The organism is Nocardia pneumoniae NBRC 100136 (assembly GCF_000308755.1).
GTDB classification, from domain to species: domain Bacteria; phylum Actinomycetota; class Actinomycetes; order Mycobacteriales; family Mycobacteriaceae; genus Nocardia; species Nocardia pneumoniae.
The window spans coordinates 17,133-40,653 of sequence record NZ_BAGF01000147.1 but is presented as its reverse complement, the minus strand read 5'-3'; the positions used below and the strand labels follow the sequence as shown (position 1 = coordinate 40,653).

The window sequence follows — 23,521 nt, the reverse complement described above, 5'->3', positions numbered from 1 at the left end:
CGCAGCGCGCCGCGGGCGGCGATTCGCTGGACTACGATCCGATCACAGGTACGGTACTGGAAGCCAGCCGGTCGAGGAATTCCTCCGCCGCTGTCATGGCCTCATACGAGGCATTGCCCACGATACGTGCGAGTAACACCCGCACGCCGTGCACGTACGTGGGGTGAGGGTGCACACTACGCGGAGTCGGAAGTCGTAATCCCTCGTCCGACCGGGTCAGTGCTGTGGAATGGAAGGAGCCGGCGAGTGTTCAGCCGCATCGCCATCGTGAACCGGGGTGAGGCCGCCATGCGCCTCATCCACGCCGTCCGAGACTTGGCTGCGGAGACCGGTCTATCGATCGAAACCGTCGCGCTGCATACCGATGTCGACCGGAACGCGACGTTCGTGCGCGAGGCCGACATCGCCTATGATCTCGGCCCGGCCTCCGCGCGTCCGTACTTGGACCTGAAGGCGCTCGAGCGTGCCCTGGTGGAGACAGGAGCCGATTCCGCCTGGGTGGGCTGGGGTTTCGTCGCGGAGGACCCGGCGTTCGCCGAGCTGTGCGAGCAGATCGGGGTCACCTTCATCGGGCCGAGCCCGGAGGCCATGCGCAAGCTCGGTGACAAGATCGGTGCGAAGCTGATCGCCGAGGAGGTCGGCGTCCCGGTGGCGCCGTGGAGCCGCGGTGCGGTCGAGTCCGTGGAGGCGGCCGTGGCCGCCGCGGCCGAGATCGGCTACCCGTTGATGCTGAAGGCCACCGCCGGCGGCGGCGGCCGCGGTATCCGGGTGATCACGAACGAGGCCGAGCTCGTCGACGCCTACGAGCGCACCTGCCAGGAAGCCGCGCGGGCGTTCGGCAGTGGCGTGGTATTCCTGGAGCGGCTGGTCACCGGCGCCCGGCACGTCGAGGTTCAGGTGATCGCGGACGGCCAGGGCACCGCGTGGGCGCTCGGCGTCCGCGACTGCTCGGTGCAGCGGCGCAACCAGAAGGTCATCGAGGAGTCGGCGTCACCGGTCCTGAGCCCCGAGCAGACGGCCGAGCTGAAGGCGTCGGCCGAGCGGCTGGCGATCGCGGTCGGGTACCGCGGCGCGGCGACTGTCGAGTTCCTCTACCACCCCGGTGAGAAGCTCTTCGCGTTCCTCGAGGTCAATACGCGCCTGCAGGTCGAACACCCGATCACCGAGTACACCACCGGTTTCGACCTGGTTCGCGCGCAGTTGCTGGTGGCGTCGGGAGGCCGCCTCGAAGGCGAACCCCCGGCGGAGCGCGGGCACGCCATCGAGGCCCGGCTGAACGCCGAAGACCCCGACCGCGATTTCGCGCCCGCTCCGGGCCGCATCGCGCGGCTGGACCTGCCGGCCGGGCCTGGTATCCGCGTCGACACCGGCGTCAGCGAGGGCGACACGATTCCCGCCGACTTCGACTCGATGATCGCCAAGATCATCGCCTACGGCCGGGACCGTGACGAAGCGCTGGGCCGGCTGCGCCGGGCGGTGGCGCAGACCCGGGTGGTCATCGAGGGCGGCGCCACGAACAAGAGCTTCGTGCTCGACCTGCTCAACCAGCCCGAAGTGATCGATGCCAGCGCGGACACCGGCTGGATCGACCGTGTTCGCGGTGCGGGCCGTCTGGTCTCGCACCGCCACTCCGCCGTCGCGCTGGCCGCCGCCGCCATCGATGCCTACGAGGAGGAAGAGCGAGTCGAGCGGCATCGGCTGCTGTCCACGGCCTCCGGCGGACGTCCGCAGGTACAGCACCAGAGCGGTCGGCCGCTCGACCTGAAGTTGCGCGGCATCGGCTACCGCGTGCGGGTCGCACGCATCGGCGCGCACCGGTTCCGTATCGGTATCGAGGCGGGTGGCGATATTCGCACCGCCGACGTCGACCTCGAGCGCTTCGATCGCCACACCGGGCAGATCGTGGTCAACGGCACCCGGTACCGCTTGATCACCGGCACGCACGGGCCGATCCACTTGGTCGACGTCGACGGCGTGACGCATCGGATCAGCCGGGACGAGGGCGGTGTCGTCCGTGCCCCCGCCCCCGCGCTGGTCGTCGCCACGCCGCTGGAGATCGGCGCCGAGGTCGAGGCGGGCGCGCCGGTGCTGGTGCTGGAGAGCATGAAGATGGAAACGGTGCTGCGCGCGCCGTTCCGGGCGCGGCTGAAGGAATGCGGTGTTTCCGTCGGCACCCAGGTGGAGACCGGCGCACCGCTGCTGCGGCTGGAGCCGCTGGCCGAGGGCGGCGAGGCCGACGAGGCCGCCGCGGCCGGGTCGGTCGAGCTGGATCTGCCCGGCGAGCCCGCGCAGGTCCAGCCGTACGAGCGACTGACTCGCGGCCTGCAGGACCTGCGCAGCCTGCTGCTGGGCTTCGACGTCGACCCGCACGACGAGCGCCGGATCGTCGAGGACTACCTCGCCGCGCGCCGGGCGGCCATCGCGGACAACTACCGGCCCCTTGCCGAGGAACTCGAACTCGTGCAGGTGTTCGCCGATGTCGCGGAGCTGAGCCACAACCGGTCGTGGGACGAGGACGGCGGCCACGGCCACGTGCACAGTGCCCGCGAGTATTTCCACACCTATTTGCAGAGCCTCGATGTCGAGCGGGCCGGGCTGCCGGAGTCGTACCGGGCGAAGCTCGCCAAGGCGCTCGGGCACTACGGGGTCACCGATCTGGAACGCTCCCCGGACCTCGAAGCCGCGGTCTTCCGGATCTTCCTGGTCCAGCAGCGTCCGTCCGACATCGTCACGGTCATCACGACCCTGCTGCGCGAGTGGCTGGGGGAGCCGGTGCCGGACCGGGCGCTGCGCGAGCCGGTCGGTTTGGCGCTGGAGCGACTGGTGGCGGCGACGCAGGTGCGTTTCCCCGTGATCGCCGACCTCACGCGCGGCCTGGTGTACGCCTGGTACGGCCAGCCGTTGCTGCGGCGTAACCGCGCCCGCGTGTACACCAACGTCCGCAGGCACCTGCGCCACCTCGACGCGCACCCGGACGCCCCGGATCGCGCCGACCGCATCTCCGACATGGTGCGCAGCACCGAGCCGCTGGTGCGGCTGCTCGGCCAGCGGCTGCTGCGCGGCAATCCGGACAACACGGTCATGCTGGAGGTGCTGACCCGGCGGTACTACGGCAACAAGGGACTCACCGGCGTTCGCACCCACGAGGTGGGCGGCTGCACGTTCGCGATCGCCGAGCGCCGGGGCGTGACCCTGGTATCCGCCGCGGTCAGTTTCGACGCGCTCGACACCGTGCTGCACGGGCTCACCGAGCTGGCGACCGGCGCGGTGTCCATCGAGGCCGACATCTACCTCGGCTGGGAGGGGCAGCCCGAGGACTTCGACGCCATGGCCGCGGCTCTGCAGGACGTGCTCGGCGCGCAGCGGTTGCCGAACCAGGTGCATCGGATCACCACCACTGTCGCCGGTAGCGGCGGCGCGGTGATGCACCATCACTTCACTTTCCGCCCGTCTGCCACCGGCATGGCCGAGGAGCGGCTGATCCGCGGCCTGCATCCGTACATCGCGGAGCGGATGCAGATGAAGCGGCTGCGCAAGTTCGACCTCACCCGGCTGCCGTCCTCGGACAATGACGAGGTCTACCTGTTCCGGTGCGTCGCGAAAGAGAATCCGTCCGACGAGCGCCTCGTCGCGTTCGCGCAGGTGCGGGACCTGGCCGCCCTGCGCGAGCACGACGGCAGGCTGCTCGCGCTGCCGACGGCCGAGGGCACCATCGCCACCTGCCTCGACTCGATTCGCCGGGCGCAGTCGCGGCGGCCGTCGGCCAAACGCTTCAACACCAACCGCATCGTGATGTACATTTGGCCGCCGCTGGACATCACCCCCGCCGAGTTCGAGACCATCGTCCAGCGTGTGGAGCCGACCACCGCGGGCGCCGGGTTGGAGGAGATCCTGATCATCGCGCGGCAGCGCGACCCGCAGACCGGTGAGCTGGTCAAGATGACCATGCGCATCTCCTTCGACGCCGCCGGAGGCACCGAGGTGACCGTCGGTGAGCGGACCGACGACCCGGTCGAGCCGCTCGACGAGTACCGGCAGAAGGTGCTGCGCGCCAGCAGCCGCAACACCGTGTACCCCTACGAGCTGACCGGTCTGCTCGGCGACTTCACCGAATACGACCTCGACGCCGATCACGCGCTGGTTCCGGTCGACCGGCCCAAGGGGCACAACACCGCGGCGATCGTCGCGGGCCTGGTCAGCACGCCCACCGAGCGGCATCCGCAGGGTGTGACCAGGGTGGTGCTGCTCGGCGATCCGACGAAATCGCTCGGCGCCTTGTCCGAACCGGAGTGCCGCCGCGTGATCGCCGCACTGGATCTGGCCGACCGGTTGCGGGTGCCGCTGGAGTGGTACGCACTGTCTTCCGGCGCCCGGATCTCGATGAAGTCCGGCACGGAGAACATGGACTGGGTTGCGGCGGCACTGAAGCGGATCGTCGAATTCACCCAGGACGGCGGCGAGATCAACATCGTGGTCTCGGGCATCAACGTCGGGGCGCAGCCGTACTGGAACGCCGAGGCCACCATGCTGATGCACACCAAGGGAATCCTGGTGATGACGCCGGATTCGGCGATGGTGCTCACCGGCAAGCAGGCATTGGACTTCTCCGGTGGTGTGTCGGCCGAGGACAACTTCGGCATCGGCGGCTACGACCGGGTGATGGGCCCGAACGGTCAGGGGCAGTACTGGGCGCCGAACCTGACCGGCGCGCGCGAAATTCTGATGTCGCACTACGACCACACCTACATCGCACCCGGTGAGCAGTCGCCGCGGCGGGCGCGGACCAGCGACCCGGTCGATCGCGACGTCTCCGATTTCCCGCACACGGTGGCGGACAGCGACTTCACCACCGTCGGCGAGATCTTCTCCGTCGCCAAGAACCCGGACCGCAAGAAGCCCTTCGACATCCGGACCGTGATGCGGGCACTGTCCGACCAGGACCACCCCGTGCTGGAGCGCTGGGCGGGGATGGCCGACGCCGAAACCGCGGTGGTGCAGGACGCGCACCTCGGCGGTATCCCGGTGTGCCTGCTCGGCATCGAGTCACAGGGCGTGCCGCGACGCGGGTTCGTGCCCACCGACGGACCGGACACCTACACCGCGGGCACACTGTTCCCGCAGTCGTCGAAGAAGGCCGCGCGGGCGATCAACGCTGCCAGCGGCAATCGGCCGCTCGTGGTGCTGGCGAACCTGTCGGGCTTCGACGGTTCCCCCGAGTCGATGCGCAAGCTGCAGCTCGAGTACGGCGCCGAGATCGGCCGCGCGATCGTGAACTTCGAAGGCCCCATTGTGTTCTGCGTGATCTCCCGGTATCACGGTGGCGCGTTCGTGGTGTTCTCGAAGGCACTGAACCCGAATATGACCGTGCTGGCGCTGGAAGGCTCGTTCGCCTCGGTACTCGGCGGGGCCCCGGCCGCTGCCGTGGTGTTCTCCGGTGAGGTCGACACGCGCACCGCGACCGATCCGAGAGTGCGGGAACTGGAGGCGCGCGCCGCGAACGCTTCCGGCGCCGACCGCGCGGCCCTGACCGCGGAACTCGACGAAGTCCGTTCGGCGGTCCGCGCGGCGAAACTCGGCGAGGTCGCCGCGGAATTCGACCGCGTGCACAGTATTCAGCGCGCTGTCGAGGTCGGCTCGGTCGATGCCATCATCCGCCCCGCCGAACTGCGCCCACGCATCATCGAGGCAATCGAGGCCCGTCTGCCTGCGTGATACGTCCGGCCCCTGTTCGCGGCGACGAGCTCTCGTCGCCGCGAACAGGGCGAGTCGCCAGCGAGGCCGAGGCGGCTCTTCCCGCGGCGCTCCTGCCGAGTATCGCTGTGCCGATGAGGCAGGATGCCCTGCGCCGCCGGGCTGGGATGCCGCTGTGCGCGCCGAAACGGCTGACGACACCGATCAGGAATCGAGAAGCGCCGGTCGCCGAGCGGCAATTAGCGTCAGTGGCATGAACATCGCCACTGACCAGACCACCATCGACTCCGTCATCCTGGAGGCGCCCGACCCGGCGGCCGCCGCGGCCTTCTACGCCGCCGCCTTCGATCTCGGCGACAAGCTGCGCGTGCGCGCCTCGCAGGCGCCTACGACCGGATTCCGTGGCTTCATCCTGTCGCTCGTGGTGTCGCAGCCGAGCACCGTCGACAATCTCATCGGCACCGCTGTCGACGCGGGCGCGACGACGCTGAAGCCCGCCAAGAAGAGTTTCTGGGGCTACGGCGGCGTGGTCCAGGCTCCGGACGGGGCGATCTGGAAGGTCGCGACGTCGTCGAAGAAGGACACCGGCCCGGCCACCCGGCAGGTCGACGAGTTCGTGGTGCTCCTCGGAGTCGACAACGTCAAGGCGACCAAGCAGTTCTACCTCGACCGTGGCCTGACCGTGGCGAAGAGCTTCGGCAGCAAGTATGTCGAGTTCGCCGCCCCCTCGTCGTCGGTCAAGCTGGCGCTCTACGGGCGCCGTGCCGCCGCCAAGGACGCCGGTGTCTCCCCGGAGGGCAGCGGGTCGCATCGGATCGTCATCGGCGGCGGCATCGGGCCCTGCACCGACCCGGACGGGTTCGCATGGGAGGTCGCCCCGGCCTGAGCCCGGTCGGCCGCAGCCTTCCGGAGGCTACCTGTGGGCGTGCTTCGCGAGGACCTGCGAGATCTCGCGGGCGGCTCGATGGCCGGATTCGACGGCCCCGTCCATGTACCCCGCCCAGCGGGTGGCGGTTTCGGTGCCCGCCCAGTGCAGTGGGCCGATAGGGGTGCGCAGCGCACTACCGAACCGGGTGAGGGTTGACGGCGCGGTGAACGCCCCATAGCACCCGCGACTGAATTCCTCTTCGGCCCAGTCGCGTTCGATGTAGGCGATCGGATGCCGGGCCTGCGGTCCGAAGTATCCGGCCAAATCGGCCAGTACTTGGGAGCGACGCTCTGCGGGACCCGATCGGCCTGCGGCGTCGGCGTGCTTGCCCTCGAGGAATCCGACGAGCACTCCGGGTGCCCCGTCGGGCGGGGTGTTGTCGAAGACGGTGCCCAATGGCCGATGATCGCTGTTGGCCTGGCCACTGAGCCCGGCACGGCGCCAGAACGGCTCGTCGTAGGCGACGTTGACCTTGATCACCCGGCCCATCGGCATGCGCTGGACCAGTTGGTCGCGGTCGCCAGGAAGACCGGGACCGAAGCGGATCCGCGCGGCCAACGGGGGCGGCACCGCGATCACCGCGCGGGCGGCTCGCACCGTGGCCCTTCCGGCGGAAACCTCGACCGCCGGTGTGTCCCAAGTGATTTCGGTGACCGGAGCGCCGAGCACGATTCGGTCGCCGAGTTCATCGGCCAACGTCAGTGCGATGCGTTGCGAACCTCCGACGACACGGTCCTGTTGCGCCCCGCCAGCGGTATTGATCAATGCGTCCAGCCCGCCCGCCGCACCGACGTAGAAGCAGGCCCACAGCGCGGACATGTCCTCCGGCTCGGCGGAGAACACCGCCTCGGTGATCAGCCGGAAGAAGGATCGGCCACCGGAGGTGTAGACCTTCCGCCGAAGCCAGGTGGCGAACGTCTGGCCGTCCAGATCCGCGGCTTGCTCGGCCAGCCACGGCTCCCGCGCCGCGACCTGCCGTGCGAGGCGGTCGAGTCGCCACTGGGCTTGTGCGACATCGGCCAGTGCCACCGGGTTCAGTCCTGGTATGCGACCGGTGTACACCGAGCGGGCCGTGCCGATTTCGGCGATGTGCCGACCTTCGGTGTGTGTGGGAAAGGTGGCCAGGCCGAGCTCATCGATCAGCGCGAGCACCTGCTCCTGTCCCGGTCCCACCCATTGGCCGCCCACCTCGATCGGGGCGCCACCCGGTAGTTCGCCATTCAGCAGCCGCCCGCCGACGCGGTCCCGCGCTTCCAGTACCACTACGTCACGCCCGGCCCGGACCAGGTCGCGGGCGGCGACCAACCCCGCGAGCCCGGCGCCCACCACCACGACATCCGCTGACGTCTTCATCGCAACCTGCCTTCATACACGATGTATCTGAAATACAGACTGTATGTGATATCCATAGCGTATGGAGTCCGTTCGGGAGAAATACGCGGAGAACACTCGTCAAACGCTGTTCGACACCGCGCTGCGCGTGTTCGCCGACCGTGACTTCGCGGACGTGTCGGCGGAGGAACTGGTGCGCGCGGCCGGGCTGACCCGCGGCGCGCTCTACCACCACTTCGATGGCAAGCGCGGCTTGTTCGAAGCGGTCATGAGTGAGCTGGAAAGCCGTGCGGCACAGCGGATCGGCGAAGCGATCGCGACGAGCTCGGACCCATTCGAGCGCGCCGATCGCGGGGTGGCGGAATTCCTGAATATCTGCGCCCGACCCGACTACCGTCAGATCGTGTTGCTACAGGGCCCGCTCGCACTGGGCTGGCAGCGCTGGCGCGAACTGGATCAACAGCATCTCGGCGGACTGGTCGTCGATGCCGTACGAGCTCTGCTCGCCGCCGAACTCATCCGGCCACACCCCGCCGAACTGATCGCGAGCGCGTTCTACGGCGCCCTGACCGAGCTGTCGCTGACCATCGCCGACACCGATCACCCGGACCGAGCTCGCGCACAGGCGACCCATCTCATCCAAGACCTCCTCGGCGGGCTGGCGACGGGAGCGGCTCGAACCGGGTGACCGCGACATGGCGATCTCAGGGCCGAGCGACGAGAGACGCTCCGGAACCGCCGGGCTGCCGGTTCGGCTCCCGTTTGTTGTGATCTTTGCCGGGTAACCCCTGCTCGGCGACACCCGCCGAGGAGCTCGATAGCTACCTTCGGCAGCGTTCCGGCCCAACTGCGGAGGAATCACCAGATGACTGAATCCGGCCCCGCTGATCTCAAGACGCGGCACCGCGCCATGTGGGCACTGGGCGACTACCCGGCCGTCGCCACCGAAGTCATCCCCGGACTGGGCCGCCGTCTCGTCGAGGCCTGCCGTATCGGCCCCGGGCAGCGCGTGCTGGACATCGCGGCCGGATCGGGGAACGCCGCGATCCCGGCCGCGGAGACCGGTGCGGATGTGGTGGCGAGCGATCTCACGCCGGAGCTTTTCGAAGCGGGTCGGCGTCTCGCCGCCGCGCGGGGCGTCGAGCTGGAGTGGCAGGAAGCCGACGCCGAGGCATTGCCCTACGCCGACGCCGAGTTCGACGCCGTCATCTCCTGCGTGGGCGTCATGTTCGCACCGTTCCATCAAGCGGCCGCGAACGAACTGGTGCGGGTGGTCAAGCCGGGCGGCGCGATCGGGTTGATCAACTGGACACCCACCGGATTCATCGGGCAGATGTTCGCCACGATGAAACCGTTCGCCCCGCCGCCCCCGCCCGGCGCGCTGCCGCCACCGCTGTGGGGCGACGAGACGCATGTCCGGTCGCTCTTGGGCGATCGCGTCGCCGACCTGGAGGTGCGGCGCGAAAACGCGGTCATCGATCGTTTCGGCGGCGGCGCGGAATTCCGCGACTTCTTCAAGGCCCACTACGGGCCGACGGTCGCCGTGTACAAGGCCATTGCCGCCGAACCCGACCGGGTCGCGCGATTGGACCGCGCACTGGCGGATCTCGCGTCCCGGCACGACCTGGGCAACGGGCGGATGGAGTGGGAGTACCTCTTGGTCACCGCCCGCCGATCGGCCTGACCTGGTGCAGATCATCGACTGGGTGGAGTCACGCCGTCGCCGGGATCGGTGGTCCGTACCAGTGGCAGAGCAATAGGGCGAGTTCGACGTCGAGTCTGTCTTCGGCGATCGGCCTGCCGCGCCGCGACACCGCTCGTGCGACCCGGTACTTCACTGAGTTGGAGTGCAGGTCCAGTTCCGCGGCGGCTGCTTTGTAGCTCGATCCGGTGCGCAGAAATACTCGTAGTGTCTCGCGTAGCCGTGCGTCGTTGTCGTTGTCGGCGGCCAGATCGCCGAGGATCTCGCCGACCCATTCCCCGACTTCCGCGATCCGGTCACTGAGTAGGGCCGCTACCGACAACCCGGGGTCTGCGGCCGCGATGATTCGCGGTCCTGCCTCTCCCCGCGCCAGGGCCACCGAGCGCGCGTCCAGAGCAAAGCGATGGGACTGCCGGAATCCCGCAACGCCGGGGGCGATTGTGCCGATCGCTACCGACGGTGCGTTGGATTGTGCGGCCGCGAACCCACGGACCTTGTCGACGGCGCCGGGTTGCGCTGAACGATAAGGCAGCCACGCACAGCCGGTCCTCTGATCGTCCGCGATGAAAAGGGGCGCCGCGGCGGTTCCCGCCGCCTCCGCCGCCTTGCGGACGAATCGTCGCAGCTCGGCCAGTTCGTCAGCGTGGGCGCCGGTGTCCGGATACCAGACGATCAGCGCCAAATGATGCCAACGGAGCGGATAGCGGATCTGGTCGGCGGCGCCGTCGATGTCGACGATCTTTTTGCCCTCCAGCAGCTCGTGCACACGGAGTGCGCGGACACTGTTGCGAGTTTCCAGCCACTGCTCGCGCTCTGCTTCATAGATGGCGACGACCTGCTGGGTAACGTGGTCGAGGTACTGGAACAGCCGGGTGGTGATCGCCTGTCCGGCGAGGAACTGTTCGACCGGCGTGACATCCGCGGCTTGCAGTTCGGTGAAAACCATCTCGGTGACCCGCCGCTGGCCGACGTGATATGCCCGCACCAGGGCGTTGAGCGGGACGCCGTGCTGGGCCAAACGCCGGGTGTACTCGATGGCCGCCGAAGGTAAGTGGATTCGCGCCGCCGGGATGTCGTGCCGTAGCGCGTGCAGCAGGGTGTCGATATTGCCTTGCACGCTCGACCCGAGCAGCTCGGCGGAGTGGACATCCGCACGCAGCTCGGGCACTTCCTCCTCGAGTCCACGGTGGATACTCGCGCTGATGTCCGTCACCCGCTCGTTCATGCGGGCGGCGATCGTCGCTACGCAGCGGCCCACCTCGATATCACCGTTGCGACGAAAAGTCGTCACCACCTGATAATAGTTACGTCGCCGTGATCGCCGGCGGTGAATGGAGCGGTCGATTCTGTCTTCCGGGGACAAAGCGGACGACGAATTCAGTCGGCGCACGACGGTGTCGATCCGTCGCACGATTTCTACAGTTTTTAACGATCCCTATACGCGGGGTGCTGAGGAGATCGCATGACACTTTCGACCCTCCCGGATCGTCGCGCCGAGGCCGCACCACAGGCAGCCGCCCTTGCCGACGACACCAACGAACTGAACAACAGCGAATTGCTGGCCGCCGTGCGGCGGACCGCGGCCGCCCTGCGCGCCGCGGGCGTCACGACGGGCGACGTGGTCGCGATCATGCTGCCCGCCACCGTCGAGCTCGTGGTGTCGCTGTTCGCCACGTGGCGCCTGGGTGCCACAGCGACCCTGATCGACCCGTCCCTGCCCGACGGAGAGGCGGGCTACCAGATAGCCGATGCGGGCTCCAAGATCCTCCTCGCCGCTGGGCATCCTCCGGCCATCGTCCCTTCGGGCGTGGGCGTCACGTCCGCCTGCGAGTTCAGCGCGGCAGAACCCGGCGCCATCGATGCGGCGCGGCCCGGCGCGGAGGGACCGGCGCTGATCACCTACGTCGGCGCAGGCGACCAAGCGATGCTCGACCACAGGAACCTCGAGGCAATGTGCCAGTTGGTGATCAAGGTCTTCGCGCTGACCGACTCCGACCACAGCCTGTCGACCCTGCCCATGTGGCAGGTGAGCGGGATCATGGTCGGCGCTCTGTCGCCGCTGGCCGCTGGGGGCCGCGCCACCATGGCGGGCCCGATCAGCCCGGAGGGATTCTCGGACCGGATCGAACACAGTCGGCCGACCTTCCTTTCCGCGGTCCCGCGAAATTACGCGGCGCTGTCCGATCTACCCGGCCACCCGCACGCGAACAACTCGTCGGTGCGGTTCGCGATCTCCTGCATGGAACACGCGGGTGTCGAACTGAGAACCAAGTTCGAACACCGCTATGGAATCCCACTCATCAACGGATACGGGTTGAGCACGGTTATCGCGCGAGCACACGGAATCCGTGTCCCCGCGACGAGCTAGACGACGGGGTAATGGGGATTCCCTTCGCCAGCGGGCATCCCGAATAAGATTGTGCTGGAAGCGCGCTCACGTTCCATGCGGCCGCGGGGAGCGTGGAGAGGCGACGATGACCGGACTGCGATGGCCGCGCGCCGCATCGCGCTGGCCTGCCGCGTTCGCGGCTTTGGCGGCGAGTGGATGCGCGACTCTGCTCGGTGAGCCCGCCCCACCGCCTTCTGCGGACGAGATCGCCGCCGCCACAGCGGAATTGACTGCTTTGCCGTCTTCCGAGGTGGCCGAGCATCAGGTGGCGTCGGTCGTCGAGCAGATCGCGGCCGCCGCCTCGGCGATCGAACCGGCGCTGCGGTGGAGCCGAAGCGAGGAGCGTGCGCTGGGGCCCTGCTACGGGCCGTACGCCTACACCGGCGGCAGGCGCGTCGTCCTGCCGCGCTACCGAGCCGAGGGTTCGCTGCCCGAGCAGGCGTGGCCCGGATTCCAGGAGACGGCCCGCGCGCTGGCCGCGTCGGTCGGCGCGACGGACATGCTGCCCGGCGGTAGCTCCTCGCCGGACCGGCACGTCACCTTCGAGGGCGGAGATGGTGCGGAGTGGGACAGCAACACCGAGCTGTCGGTGTTCGCCGATGCCCGATCGATGACGACCACCGCGACCGTGGGCTGCCGACTGTCCGCGGACGATGCCGACTAGAGCGTCGTCGAGAAAGGCTCGTTCGGCTGCTCGGACTGCGGGTCGGTCCGGGCGGACAGTTCGTGACGGGCGCTGCGCCGCTCGGCGACATATGGCAGTACGAACATGTACAGACCGGAGAACAGGAGCACAGCGAGCGGGAACAGAGGTAGGTAGGACACCCAGACGACAGGCTCCGCTTGTGCCAAGGCGACAAAAGTAGCGACGACGGTCGAAACAAACGCGATGGCCGACCAACGGTGCAGCCGCCGAATCCACGGCGCGGACAAACGACTCCGGACCTCGGCCGCTTCCCGGGACGGGAGCTCCGCGGCTGGTCGAGTGCGCCGAGAGGTGACATACGGCAACACCAACAGGTAGAGACCGGAAAACAGGAGCAGGGCGAGTGGGGGCAGCGGTAGGTAGGAAACCCAGACCGGACCCCGCAGCGCCAAGGCCACGACGGTGCCGATGACGGTCACCGTGAAGACAATGGCCAGCCACCGGTGCGTCTGCCGGACCCGCTTGTTCCAGTTCATTGCGCCCTCCTCCGAGACGAGCGACCCATGTCCCGACGATCTGCCGGGCGGACTCGGTGTCGAAGACGTTAGCTACGGCTCGGTGACCAGCGCTTCTCGATTCCTGATCGTTCTGGTCACCTGCTTCGCGCCGGGCGGTGCGGGGGCGGCCGGTCAGCCGTGGGCGCCGCGGATGCGGTCGACGACGACGAGTGGTTCGCCCGGGGCGGAGTCGCCGCGCCACGCGACATGCTGGTCGGGACGGACCAGGACGAGGTCGCGCTCGTAGAGCGCCCGGGCGTGATCGTCTCGGACGTCGACCACGTCGAGGGGAACGCCGCGCCGAGCGGCGGCGTCCACCAGCCCGTCGACGTTTCGCCACGGCCGCTCGGATCGGGACGCCGCCGGTGTCACGGTTGTGCCATGGACGCGGGTGTACCACTGGCGCTTCCGCGCGATGGTGGGATTCGCCACAGCGGCATCGCGACGACCGACGGCGAAAGCGGGTATGCGCCTTCGTGACAAGTCGACCGAGGGAGGATGTCGTGTCTGTTTCGGCCTCGCGCCTACGCATCGCGCCCACCGGCGCTGTAGTTGTGGCTCTGCGTATTCCGCATCTCGCGGTGCATTCGTAGCAGCCGGGGCGCGCGGTGCGCAGTGGGGTTCGGGCGCAAGACGAGAAGGAGTCGACCTTTGGAGGAAGTGTTACGGCCGCTCATCGTGGTCTCGGGCACGGTGGCGATCACCGTCACGGCAGGTCTGCTGATGGATTGGATGCTGCGTTACAGCGCACGGAAACGGCCGGGTAGTCATCTGCCCACGCTGCTCCGCCGCGTGCAGTTGCCCGTGCAGATATTGCTCGGCTCGATGGCGTTGCATGCCACTTATCCTTTGGCGCAGCTCGATCTTCGCCAGGACACGATGATCCGAACCATCTTGGCCACGGCGGCTATCATGGCGGCCGCTTGGCTGGTGATTCGCGCCGCCGATGCCGTCGCCGAGAACATGCTGCGCTCCTACGCCGGGCGCACTCGGGAGATTTCGCGGGTACGGCAGTTGCGCACCCAGCTGGCGCTGGTGCGCCGCATCGTGACATCGGTACTGGTCGTCACGACCGCCGCCGTGGCGATCCTGCTGCTGTTTCCGAGTCTGCGGACGCTGGGGACGTCATTACTGGCTTCGGCAGGCGTGATCGGCATCATCGCCGGTGTCGCCGCGCAGTCGACGTTGAGCAATCTCATCGCCGGTTTGCAGATCGCTTTCGGCGACTCGGTCAAGATCGGGGATACCGTTGTCGTCGAAGGGGAGTGGGGCATCGTCGAGGAGATCACCCTCGCGTTCCTCACCGTGCGGATCTGGGACGACCGCAGGCTGACGATGCCGGTCTCCTACTTCAACAGCAAACCGTACGAGAACTGGTCGCGGGGCGGCCCGCAGATCACCGGCACGGTGTTCTTGTACTTGGACCACAGCACGCCGGTGCCGCTGCTGCGTGAGCATTTACACGAGTATCTCCGCGAACGCCGGGATTGGGACGGTCGCAACTGGGATCTGGTCGTCACGGACACCACCCCGACCAATATCGTGGTGCGCGCGACGATGTCGGCGGCCAACGCCGACGACGCCTGGGATCTGCGCTGCGCGGTCCGCGAGGAACTGCTCGGCTGGCTCGGCCGCCATCACCCGCACGCACTGCCGAAGATCGCGACCGCGATCACCGACCCCGCTCCCGGCAACGGCCACATGGCGTTGACGGCCCACCCTTCCAGCAACGGCAACGGCGATTGATCTCGGCGGCCTTCGTGGTACCGTAAGTCACATATACATGGCTTCAGTGATGGAGGTCTCTCGTGCCCGACGTCGCGCAAGAGGGGATCATCTGGTTCGCCGCTCCGGGCACCGAGGGTGGCGGAGCGGCGCTGGGCCAGGTGGCGGTCATGACCGGCGCCGCCGGCGTCGTCGCGCTCGTACTGCTGTGGGTCGGGTATCTGCACAGATCCCGCCGCATCGCGTGGTTGGGGCGGCTGGCCGACCGGATCGGGCGACGGTACAACCGGCCCGGTTGGGTCGCGCTGCCGCTCGCGCTGTTCCTCGGGACGATCCTGACCGCGATGCTCGGCTTCATCTGGGATGTCAGCTTGCACGTCGGCAACGGCCGCGATGCCGGGCCGCTGGCCAATCCGGCGCACTACTTCATCCTGGCGGGATTGTTCTTCCTGTTCACCGCCGGGATGTCGGCGATCGTCCTGCCTCTGGACGAGAAGCCCGGCGCCGCGGCGGTGCCCGTCACCCGCACCTGGTACGCGCCGGTCGGTGGCATCCTCATCGCCGGTGCGGGCCTCTACGCGTTGATCGGGTTCCCCCTGGACGACATCTGGCATCGGCTGTTCGGGCAGGACGTCACGCTGTGGGGGCCGACGCATCTGATGCTCATCGGCGGCGCCGGTTTATCGCTGGTCGGCGTGCTGCTGCTGGAGTTCGAGGGCGGGCACAGCCGACCCGATCCCGACCGCGCCGACGGGCGAGTGATGTGGCTGCTGCAGTGCTTCGCCTTCGGCGGCCTGCTCATCGGCCTGTCGGTGTTCCAAGTCGAATTCGACTTCGGTGTGCAGCAGTTCCGGCTCGTGCTGCAGCCGATGCTCATCGTGGCCGCGGCCGCCGTCACCCTCGTCGCCGCCCGGGCGACCCTGGGACCGTTCAGCACCCTGGTTGTGGTGGTGTTCGCCGCCTTCGTCCGCACCGTGGTAGCCGTGCTGGTCGGCGGGTCGGTCATCGACGCGCCACGCAATGTCTTCCCGCTGTATCTCGGCGCGGCCGTCGTGGTGGAACTGCTGGCGCTGCTGCCGCTGGCCCGTCGGTCGATCTGGTGGGGTGCGATCTGCGGACTCGCGGTCGCGACGGTGGGGCTGTGGCTGGAATCCCTCTGGATCGAGGCAATGTTCGTCAACTCGTGGCCGAGGGCGATGTGGCCCGAACTGCTGGCGATGGCGGTACCCACCGGTATCGCGGGCGGTGTCGTCGGTGCGTTGCTGGGCATGGTGCTGCGGGGCGAAGCGCTGCCACGCCCACCGGTCCGGCGCGGTCTGCTGATCGCGGCGGTCGTGACCGTGGCGGCCGCGACCGCCAACGGCCTGTTCATCGAGGTTCCGGAACGGGCCGAGGCCACTGTGACACTGCGCGACGCCGAGTCCCACGCGGGCGGACGAATGGTGCTCGCCGACATCCGGATTACGCCTGCTGATCTCGTCGGCTCCGATCCCGAATGGGTTCAGATCCTGTCCTGGCAGGGCGGGATCGGCCACGACAGTCCCGGCCGCGGTCTCGTCGTCGACCAGCTCCAGCGGGTGGGCGCCGGCCACTATGTGTCGACCAAACCCGTTCCGGCGCATGGCAGTTGGAAGACGGTCCTGCGAATACAGGATGGTCGCGTATTGACCGCGGCGCCGATCTTCATGGCCGCCGACCCAGGGCTCGGCGTCGACGAGGTCCCCGCGCTCTCCTCCTTCACCAGGCCGTTCACCGCCGAGATCACCGTGCTGCAGCGAGAGCGATCGTTCGACCACCCGTCCTGGTTGTTCGCCGCGGCATCGCTGGTCGTGCTGGTGTGCAGCCTCGTCCTCGTCGCGGCGCTGTCCTGGGGTGCGGCACGGATCAACGACCGGTATCCGCACGCGAGCCCGACGGCGGCGCCGGAAGAACCGGCGGTCTCGCGATGACTGAGGGCTACGACGGCGTGGACGTCCTGGCGGATCATTCGATCCTGTTGGCGATACCCGCCTTCGTGCCTGCGTTGCTCGTGGTCGCCGTCGTAGTGTTCGTCGCGCTGCGGGGACGGCGTGGGGAGGATCGCGAACGGGGCGCGCGTTCGTCGTCCGAGCACGGCGCGGACGAGGAGGACTGATGGCATCCGGTGCACCGGGCCATCTGCCTGACGTGGCGCCATGAGCCCAGTCGCTGTCTGATCCGTTGTCCTGGGCCAGTGGCCCGCTGTGCTGGGTCTGTTCTCCTTCGTGCGGCTCTAACTGGCCTACCCCGATTCGCGTTCCGTTGCAGCGGTCACCAGGTTGCTGGCCGGATACCTCGTCGTGACCACGATGGGCTGATCCTGGGCGGCTCCGCTTGGGCCTGGCATGCGGAGTCTCTCGAGGTGTACAGCAGTCTGCTCGGCAGGCCGAGCCCGTTCGGTCGCCGCGATACCGGTGACCTAGTGCTGCGCTCGCCATCGGACAACCTGACGGGCGATCGGGGCGAGCTCGTCTTTCGAAGCCGTCGGTTTGAGCCGGCCTCGGTGCCTTAAGTGACTGGAAGTTAACGTTGGTCAAGAGACCTGGTCACGGCGGTGCCCGTGCTACAGCATTCAGCTTTCCGGCAGTGTCTCATTGAACTCACTGACGGAAGACTTCAGATGATAATGCTGCTCAGAAGCTTGTATGGACGTCGACCTGGCTGCTTGGCGACTGGGAAGTTGGCGGGCGCGGGTAATTCCCGGAAAGCTGGGACAACATGTCGGAATTCTTGGTAAGTTAATGAATATTCTAGAGCGTGAAAGCGAGAAACGAGTACCGCCCACTCGTCGCGGTGGTGCTCGGGCTCAACGAGGAGTAGCGAAGACATGGACGCATTCAGCAGGCGCGACGCGTTGAAGGCCGGTGGGGTATTGGGCGCATTCGGTGCGCTGACCATGGTGAGCCCGGTGCGGGCGGAGCCGTGGACGTGGTCACCGCAGGGTTCGGTGGAGGGTAGCGGGTCCGGGGTCGATCCGATGGGAGTATGGGACCCCGAGGCCGACGAGTTGGTCGCCGGACTGCTCGACAGGGGCGAGGTGCCGCGAGTCAATGAGCTCTTGCGTACCTGGACCAGGAACGGTCAACCCTTGCCCGCGGCTCTGCCGCCGGACCTGCGGGACTTCATGGAATACGCCCGCCGGCTGCCGCCCTGGGCCGACCAGGGCAAGCTGGCCACCGCGGTGGAGTTCAACAAGAAACGGGGGCTCTATCTCGGTGTGTTGTACGGGCTGGCCAGCGGCATGATGAGCACGGTCATTCCCAAGGAAGCGCGCGCGGTCTACTACTCCAAAGGTGGTCACGATCTCAAGGACCGCATCTCGAAGACCGCGAAACTCGGCTACGACATCGGGACCGCGAATGCCTATGCGCCCGATGGCGAGATGGTCGTGACCTGCGTCAAAACCCGGTTGGTTCATGCCGCGGTGCGTCACCTGCTGCCGCAGTCCCCACACTGGATGCACTCCGCCGAGGAGGACATTCCGATCAGCCAGAACGACATGATGGTCACCTGGCACAGCCTGCCCACGACCGTCATGAAGCACCTGACCGCGTGGAAGGTGCCGATCCCCGCCGCCGAGTCGGAGGCCTTCCTGCACTCCTGGCAGCTGTGCGCGCACATGCTCGGCATCCGCGACGAGTACATTCCCGCGTCGTGGGAGGAGGCCAATGCCCAGGCCCAGCAGGTCTTGGACCCGGTGCTGGCCGCGACACCGGAGGGCGCGAAGCTGGCCGACCGGCTCCTGCGCCTCGGCGTCAACCTCGATCTCGCCGTCCTCAGCAAACCGGTTCTCGGTGCGTTCACCCGCTTCCTGCTCGGCGACAAGATCGCCGATGGGCTGGCCATCCCCAGGGAACCGGTCTGGGACCCGCTGCTGCGGGTGAGTTGGGGGCCGTTCATCGCCGTCCGCGAGGGTCTGCTCCCCGTCGTCCCGCTCGCCCCCGACGCCTACTGGCTGTTCGACGAATTCCTCCGGCAAGCAGCGCTGATCTACCTGGCCGAACTACGGATGCCGATCAGTATCGAAATCCCGCACATGAACCGGGACATGAATCAACCGCCGCGCTGATCTCGGCCGTCTGCGCGGCCTGCGGCACAGCGGACGGGTGGCGGTGCACCCTTGGTGGTGATCTGCTCCCCCTTGGGGGACGGACCCCAGCTCTCGGGGGCCTGATACCGGCGGCACATCTGGCGGACAGTTGAACACATCACCGCCAGCAGACCGGAGGCTCCCATGACGATCTCCAGCTTCACCGCCACCTCGCCGGAGCGTCGTGCCACGGTCTGGACCGAAGACGGTGTCGCACTCGCGGTCCGCGAATACGGCCCACGAGACGCGGACCTCACGGTCGTGCTTCTGCACGGACATTGCCTGCGCACCGAGTCCTGGACCTACGTCCGCGACGCGTTGCTGCGCCGATACACCGGCGCCCGCATCGTCTGCTACGACCACCGCGGCCACGGCGACTCCGCCGCGGCGTCCCGGCGGACCTACAACCTCGAGCAGCTCGGTCACGACCTGCGGGACGTTCTCGACGCTGTCGCCCCGAACGGACCGGTGGTCCTCGTCGGCCATTCGATGGGCGGCATGACCGCGCTGACCTACGCCAGCCAGAACCCGCACGAGATCGGCACTCGTGTCACCGGCGTCGCGCTCATCGCGACCGCCGCGAGCGGGCTCGCCGACGCCGGCTTCGGCCGCCTCCTGCGCAACCCCGTCGTATCCGCGTTCCAGGCTGCCGTGCGACGCGCTCCGGGGGCGATGCACCGCGCGAAGCTGATGGCCTGCAAGGCTCTCGCCCCGATCGTCCGTACCGCCGAATTCGGCGACCGCAGGGTCAGCCCGCGGGTGCTCACCCTCGCCAACGCGATGCGCAACGAGACGCCGATCGTGACGATGGCGAGCTTCCTGAGCGACTTCATGGTTTACGACCGAACCGACGCGCTCGCCGTTCTGTCCGAGATCCCGACTTTGGTGCTGTGCGGCTCCGCCGACCTGATGACGCCGCCGTCGCATTCCGTCGCGATGGCCGCCACCGTCGAGTACTCGGATCTGGTGCTGGTCGACGGCGCCGGTCACTCGGTGATCCTGGAGCAGCCGAGGCAGGTGGCGGAGGCGATCGCGCGCCTGATGACGCGAGCGGGCGGCACCGGCACGGCCGAGAGCGCTCACCTCGCCCTCGCCGCGTAATCGGCTACCACCTGACTGGCAGCGGCAGGACGAGCCCGCCTACAGTGTTTGGCCCGCGCCGGGGCGGGCAGCCAGGTGATGTGCATGCGGAACGAAACCGGTCGCCGGGCGGACGCTTCGAGGATCCGCAAACCGGGGTGGGCTTCGGCGCAACGTACTCCGGGCGTACCGATGGCCCTCCGCACGACCCGAGCAACAGCGGTGCCTGAATGCGATTGCGCCGCAGCCGACCCTACGAGGTCGGCATAACGCGACTCAGGCGCGGACGCGGGTTCAGCTACCACACGTCGGCGGGCGAACTCGTGCGCGACGAGGAGGCACTCGAACGCATTCGGGCACTCGCGATCCCACCGGCTTGGCGCAAGGTGTGGATCTGCGCGTACCCGAATGGGCACATCCAGGCCGTAGGCATCGACTCGGCGGGTCGGCGGCAGTACCTGTACCACGAGCAGTGGCGTAAGGATCGCGACGAGGAGAAGTTCGAGCGGGTCCTGGAACTGGCCGCACGGCTACCGGATATCCGGGCGCAGGTACGGGAGGATCTGGCCGCGCGCGGGCTGATTCTTCGGCGGGTGCAAGCAGTGGCCATTGATCTGGTGGATCGCGGGGTGTTCCGGGTCGGGGGAGAGGAGTACGCCGAAGAACACGGCACCCGGGGTGTCGCCACACTGCTCCGCGAGCAGGTCCAGGTCTCGGGTGAGCGGATGCTGTTCGACTATCTGGCGAAAGGGGGCATCAGACGACGTGTCAGCGTGCGAGACCCTTTGCTGGCCAAGGCATTTCGAGCACTGCTGCGCAGTGATCCGGATTCGGATCGGCTGCTGGTGTACCGGAACGGCCGAGGCTACGGCGAACTGCGCGCCGATGACATCAACCTCCGCTTCAAAGAGCTCGCGGCCTGCGAGTGCAGCGTCAAAGACCTGCGCACGTGGCAGGCCACCGTCCTCGCCGCGGCCGCGCTCGGCGCCCGCGACCGTCCACGCAACCGACGGGACCGCAAGCAGACCGTGCGTCAGGTTATGGCGGAGGTCGCCACCGCACTGGGCAATACGCCCGCGGTCGCGCAAGCCTCCTATGTCGACCCCCGTGTGCTGCGGGCATTCGAAGATGGCACAACGATCGCTCCAACCCTGCGGCGCGCGAACCGGGCGACCTCCGCCGACGCGGAACGAGCGCTGGTCGACAGCGCGGTCATCCGGATGCTCCGCCGCACGCACTGACCCTGCTCCCCGAGATGCCCACAGCCGCTTCAGCGGGGTGCCATGGATCCCAGCGGGTACAACGACCAGGGCACGCCCTCGACCGGCACCGCCGCGGCGGATCGTTCCATCCGGCTCGTCTTGGATCCGGGCGTGAATTCGGGATCGGTCCCCATGATGACGCGACCCTCGTTGTTGACCAGCAGTACCCGCTGACCGGATGCCTGGAATCGCGGAAGCAATGCCTCCTCGATCGCGGCGACCGGCACATCGGCACCGGCGATTCCGAGGAAGGTTCCCGGGGCGACCGTGGCCGGTATCGCGAATGTGCAAACGTACTGATCGCTGCACGCGTAATCCAGGATCGGCCCGTGCACCCACCGCCGGCCCTGATCACGCGGGATCGAGAACCAGTCCATTTGGGTGTAGTCGTAGAAGTATTCGCTGTGGGGATTCAATTCCAGCGTCAGGCGTTGCGGTCCGCGTTGTGCGGCCAGACACCACCATTCCAGGTACCGGGGGCGATCCGCGAGAACACCGTCGGCCATCACCACGCCGGCGCCGTGGAACAGCTTTCCGCGCCGCTCGAGTTCCCCGACAATGGGCTCGCGCAGCGCTGCCAGGTCCGTCGACCGTGGAGCGGCCCGCGGCTTCTCGAGCAGACCCTCCCAGAGGGTCGTCAGCGCGGTCCCGATGGTTCGCAGCGACAGGTAGACCTCGTCGGCCAGTTTCGTGACGGCATGCGCGAGCGACTCGACGGTCGCCGAGGCTGGACAGTTATCGGTATCGCCCATCATCACTGAGCTCCAAGCGTAGGGCGACGAGGCGGCGGATGCGTGATTCGGTATGTGATTCTGCCAGCTCTCTGGCTCGGGCATCGTCTTCTCGTTCGATCGCGTCCACCAGGTCACGATGCGCGGTCGCCTCTACCGCCGGGTCCAGTTTCAGCCGCGGCAGCCAGAGCAAGGCGGAAAGCTCCGCCTGCAGAGCGACCTGGGCGCGGGTCAGCCGGGTGGACTGCGCGCACACCGCCATCTCGATATGGAAGCGGCTGTCGGCTCGGCGCGCCGAAACGAGTTCGGTGCTGCCCTGCAGCCGCTCGGCCAGGGCGCGGAGCCGGGCGATATCGGCCCCCAACCCGCGGCGCGCGGCGAACACGGCGGCCGCTCCGGTGACGGCGAAGTGCTCGTCGCCCAGATCACGCAGCTCCTGGATGCTCATCTGCTGCAACCGCACCAGCGAGGTGTTCGCGAGGATGTCCGCCGAACCGCGGATGAAGCTGCCACCCCCGCGCCCGCGCTTGGTGTAGACGATTCCTTGCTGCCGGAGGACGGCCAGCGCCTCCCGCAGGGTCATCGTCGACACACCCAACTGGTTGGCCAGATCGGTCTCGCTCGGCAACTGCTGTCCATCGGCCATCACACCGAGGCTGATCGCGGCGGAGAGCCGCTGCACCACGGCCTCGGTTTTCGGACCGCCACCCTCGATCGGTGACAGCACGGCGCCGAGTGCGCTCAATCCGGCGCTCTCCTGGTTGGACAACGCGACTCCTCGGGTGGCGGGTGTACACCCGATCTTACCCCGCTAACAATTGAAGTATGAACTATAAAGTTAGATTTTATCTCAGATACCATTGAACTATGAAATCTAATGTCTTATGTTCAAGAGCGTGACCTGCCCTCCGGGCAGCGCGACAGATCGAAGCGGGAATTGCTCATGTACGAGAACTCGACAGGCCATAGCAAGCGCCTTCGGCGGTGCATCCGCGGCCATGCCGAGTCGGCACCCCAGAAGACGGTGCACAGCCGACTGCGGCGTCCCCGAACGCACGAGGTACGCCTCCTGGGGGTCGACGATGGATGACGTGCGTCGGACGGAAGTCGACGGACTGCGGGTGACCTGGGGCTTGCTGCAGCATCATCTGATCGCGATCGTCGCCGTGCACGATAAGAACGACGCTTCGCCCGTAGTATCCTTCAGCCCCGGCAACTACCCGGACCTTGCGCAAGCGCGAGAACTCCACCCGGAACTGACGAGGTTGTGGGACGCGGTCCGCCGCGAATTCTGGGCGAAACTCATCCCGCCGCAGTCCGTGGCGGCCAGACGGCGGGCATGGGCATGACCTCCCCGGCCGGTCGGATCG

At 67.8% G+C, this 23,521-nt stretch carries 19 protein-coding genes; 13 read left to right on the top strand and 6 right to left on the bottom strand.

Annotation, left to right across the window (positions count from 1 at the left end):
- Positions 1-246 precede the first annotated feature (246 nt).
- Positions 247-5,712 (top strand): ATP-binding protein, encoded by a 5,466-nt coding sequence (locus ON34_RS29765; RefSeq protein ID WP_040785873.1) that lies wholly within the window; start codon positions 247-249, stop codon positions 5,710-5,712.
- 232 nt (positions 5,713-5,944) lie between these two features.
- The gene (locus ON34_RS29760; protein ID WP_040785872.1) at positions 5,945-6,577 is read left to right on the top strand and encodes a VOC family protein; all 633 of its coding nucleotides are present in this window, start codon (positions 5,945-5,947) and stop codon (positions 6,575-6,577) included.
- Positions 6,578-6,604: 27 nt separating this feature from the next.
- Here the strand turns inward: ON34_RS29760 and ON34_RS29755 are convergent, their stop codons facing one another.
- The gene (locus tag ON34_RS29755) at positions 6,605-7,972 is read right to left on the bottom strand and encodes a flavin monoamine oxidase family protein (RefSeq protein WP_040785870.1); all 1,368 of its coding nucleotides are present in this window, start codon (positions 7,970-7,972) and stop codon (positions 6,605-6,607) included.
- 61 nt (positions 7,973-8,033) lie between these two features.
- Here ON34_RS29755 and ON34_RS29750 point away from each other — a divergent pair, with 61 nt between their 5' ends.
- Positions 8,034-8,639 (top strand): TetR/AcrR family transcriptional regulator, encoded by a 606-nt coding sequence (locus ON34_RS29750; protein WP_040785868.1) that lies wholly within the window; start codon positions 8,034-8,036, stop codon positions 8,637-8,639.
- Between the two features lie 177 nt (positions 8,640-8,816).
- Positions 8,817-9,635: a class I SAM-dependent methyltransferase gene (locus tag ON34_RS29745; protein ID WP_040785867.1), complete on the top strand. Its 819-nt coding sequence runs from the start codon at positions 8,817-8,819 to the stop codon at positions 9,633-9,635.
- 28 nt (positions 9,636-9,663) lie between these two features.
- On the opposite strand, the gene ON34_RS29740 is transcribed toward ON34_RS29745, so the two are convergent.
- Positions 9,664-10,944: a PucR family transcriptional regulator gene (locus ON34_RS29740; protein ID WP_051023335.1), complete on the bottom strand. Its 1,281-nt coding sequence runs from the start codon at positions 10,942-10,944 to the stop codon at positions 9,664-9,666.
- Between the two features lie 171 nt (positions 10,945-11,115).
- Between ON34_RS29740 and ON34_RS29735 the strand changes: the two genes are divergently transcribed.
- Both ON34_RS29735 and ON34_RS33920 read left to right on the top strand, forming a co-directional pair.
- Positions 11,116-12,021 (top strand): AMP-binding protein, encoded by a 906-nt coding sequence (locus tag ON34_RS29735; RefSeq protein ID WP_051023322.1) that lies wholly within the window; start codon positions 11,116-11,118, stop codon positions 12,019-12,021.
- Between the two features lie 106 nt (positions 12,022-12,127).
- Positions 12,128-12,706, top strand: coding sequence for an LppA family lipoprotein (locus ON34_RS33920; protein WP_051023321.1), 579 nt, complete (start codon positions 12,128-12,130; stop codon positions 12,704-12,706).
- Here ON34_RS33920 and ON34_RS37280 read toward each other — a convergent pair.
- Both ON34_RS37280 and ON34_RS29715 read right to left on the bottom strand, forming a co-directional pair.
- Positions 12,703-13,224, bottom strand: a complete 522-nt coding sequence (locus ON34_RS37280) for a hypothetical protein (protein WP_051023320.1) — start codon at positions 13,222-13,224, stop codon at positions 12,703-12,705. The two genes, ON34_RS33920 and ON34_RS37280, sit on opposite strands and share 4 nt — an antisense overlap.
- A 153-nt stretch (positions 13,225-13,377) precedes the next feature.
- Complete coding sequence (locus ON34_RS29715; protein ID WP_040785865.1) at positions 13,378-13,677, bottom strand: aromatic-ring hydroxylase C-terminal domain-containing protein; 300 nt, start codon at positions 13,675-13,677, stop codon at positions 13,378-13,380.
- Positions 13,678-13,905: 228 nt separating this feature from the next.
- Here ON34_RS29715 and ON34_RS29710 point away from each other — a divergent pair, with 228 nt between their 5' ends.
- From ON34_RS29710 to ON34_RS29685, 6 genes are all read left to right on the top strand, one after another.
- Complete coding sequence (locus ON34_RS29710; RefSeq protein ID WP_245548265.1) at positions 13,906-14,991, top strand: mechanosensitive ion channel family protein; 1,086 nt, start codon at positions 13,906-13,908, stop codon at positions 14,989-14,991.
- A 149-nt stretch (positions 14,992-15,140) separates the two neighbouring features.
- Positions 15,141-16,919, top strand: a complete 1,779-nt coding sequence (locus ON34_RS29705) for a hypothetical protein (RefSeq protein WP_245548264.1) — start codon at positions 15,141-15,143, stop codon at positions 16,917-16,919.
- A complete protein-coding gene (locus ON34_RS29700) occupies positions 16,916-17,104 on the top strand; it encodes a hypothetical protein (RefSeq protein WP_040785864.1) in 189 nt (62 codons plus the stop codon). The genes ON34_RS29705 and ON34_RS29700 overlap by 4 nt, the downstream gene beginning before the upstream one ends.
- A 711-nt stretch (positions 17,105-17,815) precedes the next feature.
- Complete coding sequence (locus ON34_RS29695; protein ID WP_040785862.1) at positions 17,816-19,057, top strand: oxygenase MpaB family protein; 1,242 nt, start codon at positions 17,816-17,818, stop codon at positions 19,055-19,057.
- Between the two features lie 165 nt (positions 19,058-19,222).
- Positions 19,223-20,179 (top strand): alpha/beta fold hydrolase, encoded by a 957-nt coding sequence (locus tag ON34_RS29690; RefSeq protein WP_040785860.1) that lies wholly within the window; start codon positions 19,223-19,225, stop codon positions 20,177-20,179.
- A gap of 209 nt (positions 20,180-20,388) precedes the next feature.
- Positions 20,389-21,399, top strand: coding sequence for a DNA topoisomerase IB (locus tag ON34_RS29685; RefSeq protein WP_040785858.1), 1,011 nt, complete (start codon positions 20,389-20,391; stop codon positions 21,397-21,399).
- 29 nt (positions 21,400-21,428) lie between these two features.
- Here the strand turns inward: ON34_RS29685 and ON34_RS29680 are convergent, their stop codons facing one another.
- Together ON34_RS29680 and ON34_RS29675 are read right to left on the bottom strand one after the other, a co-directional pair.
- Positions 21,429-22,172 carry a PDC sensor domain-containing protein gene (locus ON34_RS29680; protein ID WP_051023318.1) on the bottom strand — a complete coding sequence of 248 codons (744 nt, stop codon included), beginning with the start codon at positions 22,170-22,172 and terminating at the stop codon, positions 21,429-21,431.
- Complete coding sequence (locus ON34_RS29675) at positions 22,156-22,920, bottom strand: FadR/GntR family transcriptional regulator (RefSeq protein WP_083889896.1); 765 nt, start codon at positions 22,918-22,920, stop codon at positions 22,156-22,158. Before ON34_RS29675 ends, ON34_RS29680 begins: the two co-directional genes overlap by 17 nt.
- A 322-nt stretch (positions 22,921-23,242) precedes the next feature.
- Between ON34_RS29675 and ON34_RS29670 the strand changes: the two genes are divergently transcribed.
- Positions 23,243-23,500, top strand: coding sequence for a hypothetical protein (locus tag ON34_RS29670; RefSeq protein ID WP_157172487.1), 258 nt, complete (start codon positions 23,243-23,245; stop codon positions 23,498-23,500).
- The last annotated feature ends 21 nt before the right edge of the window (positions 23,501-23,521 follow it).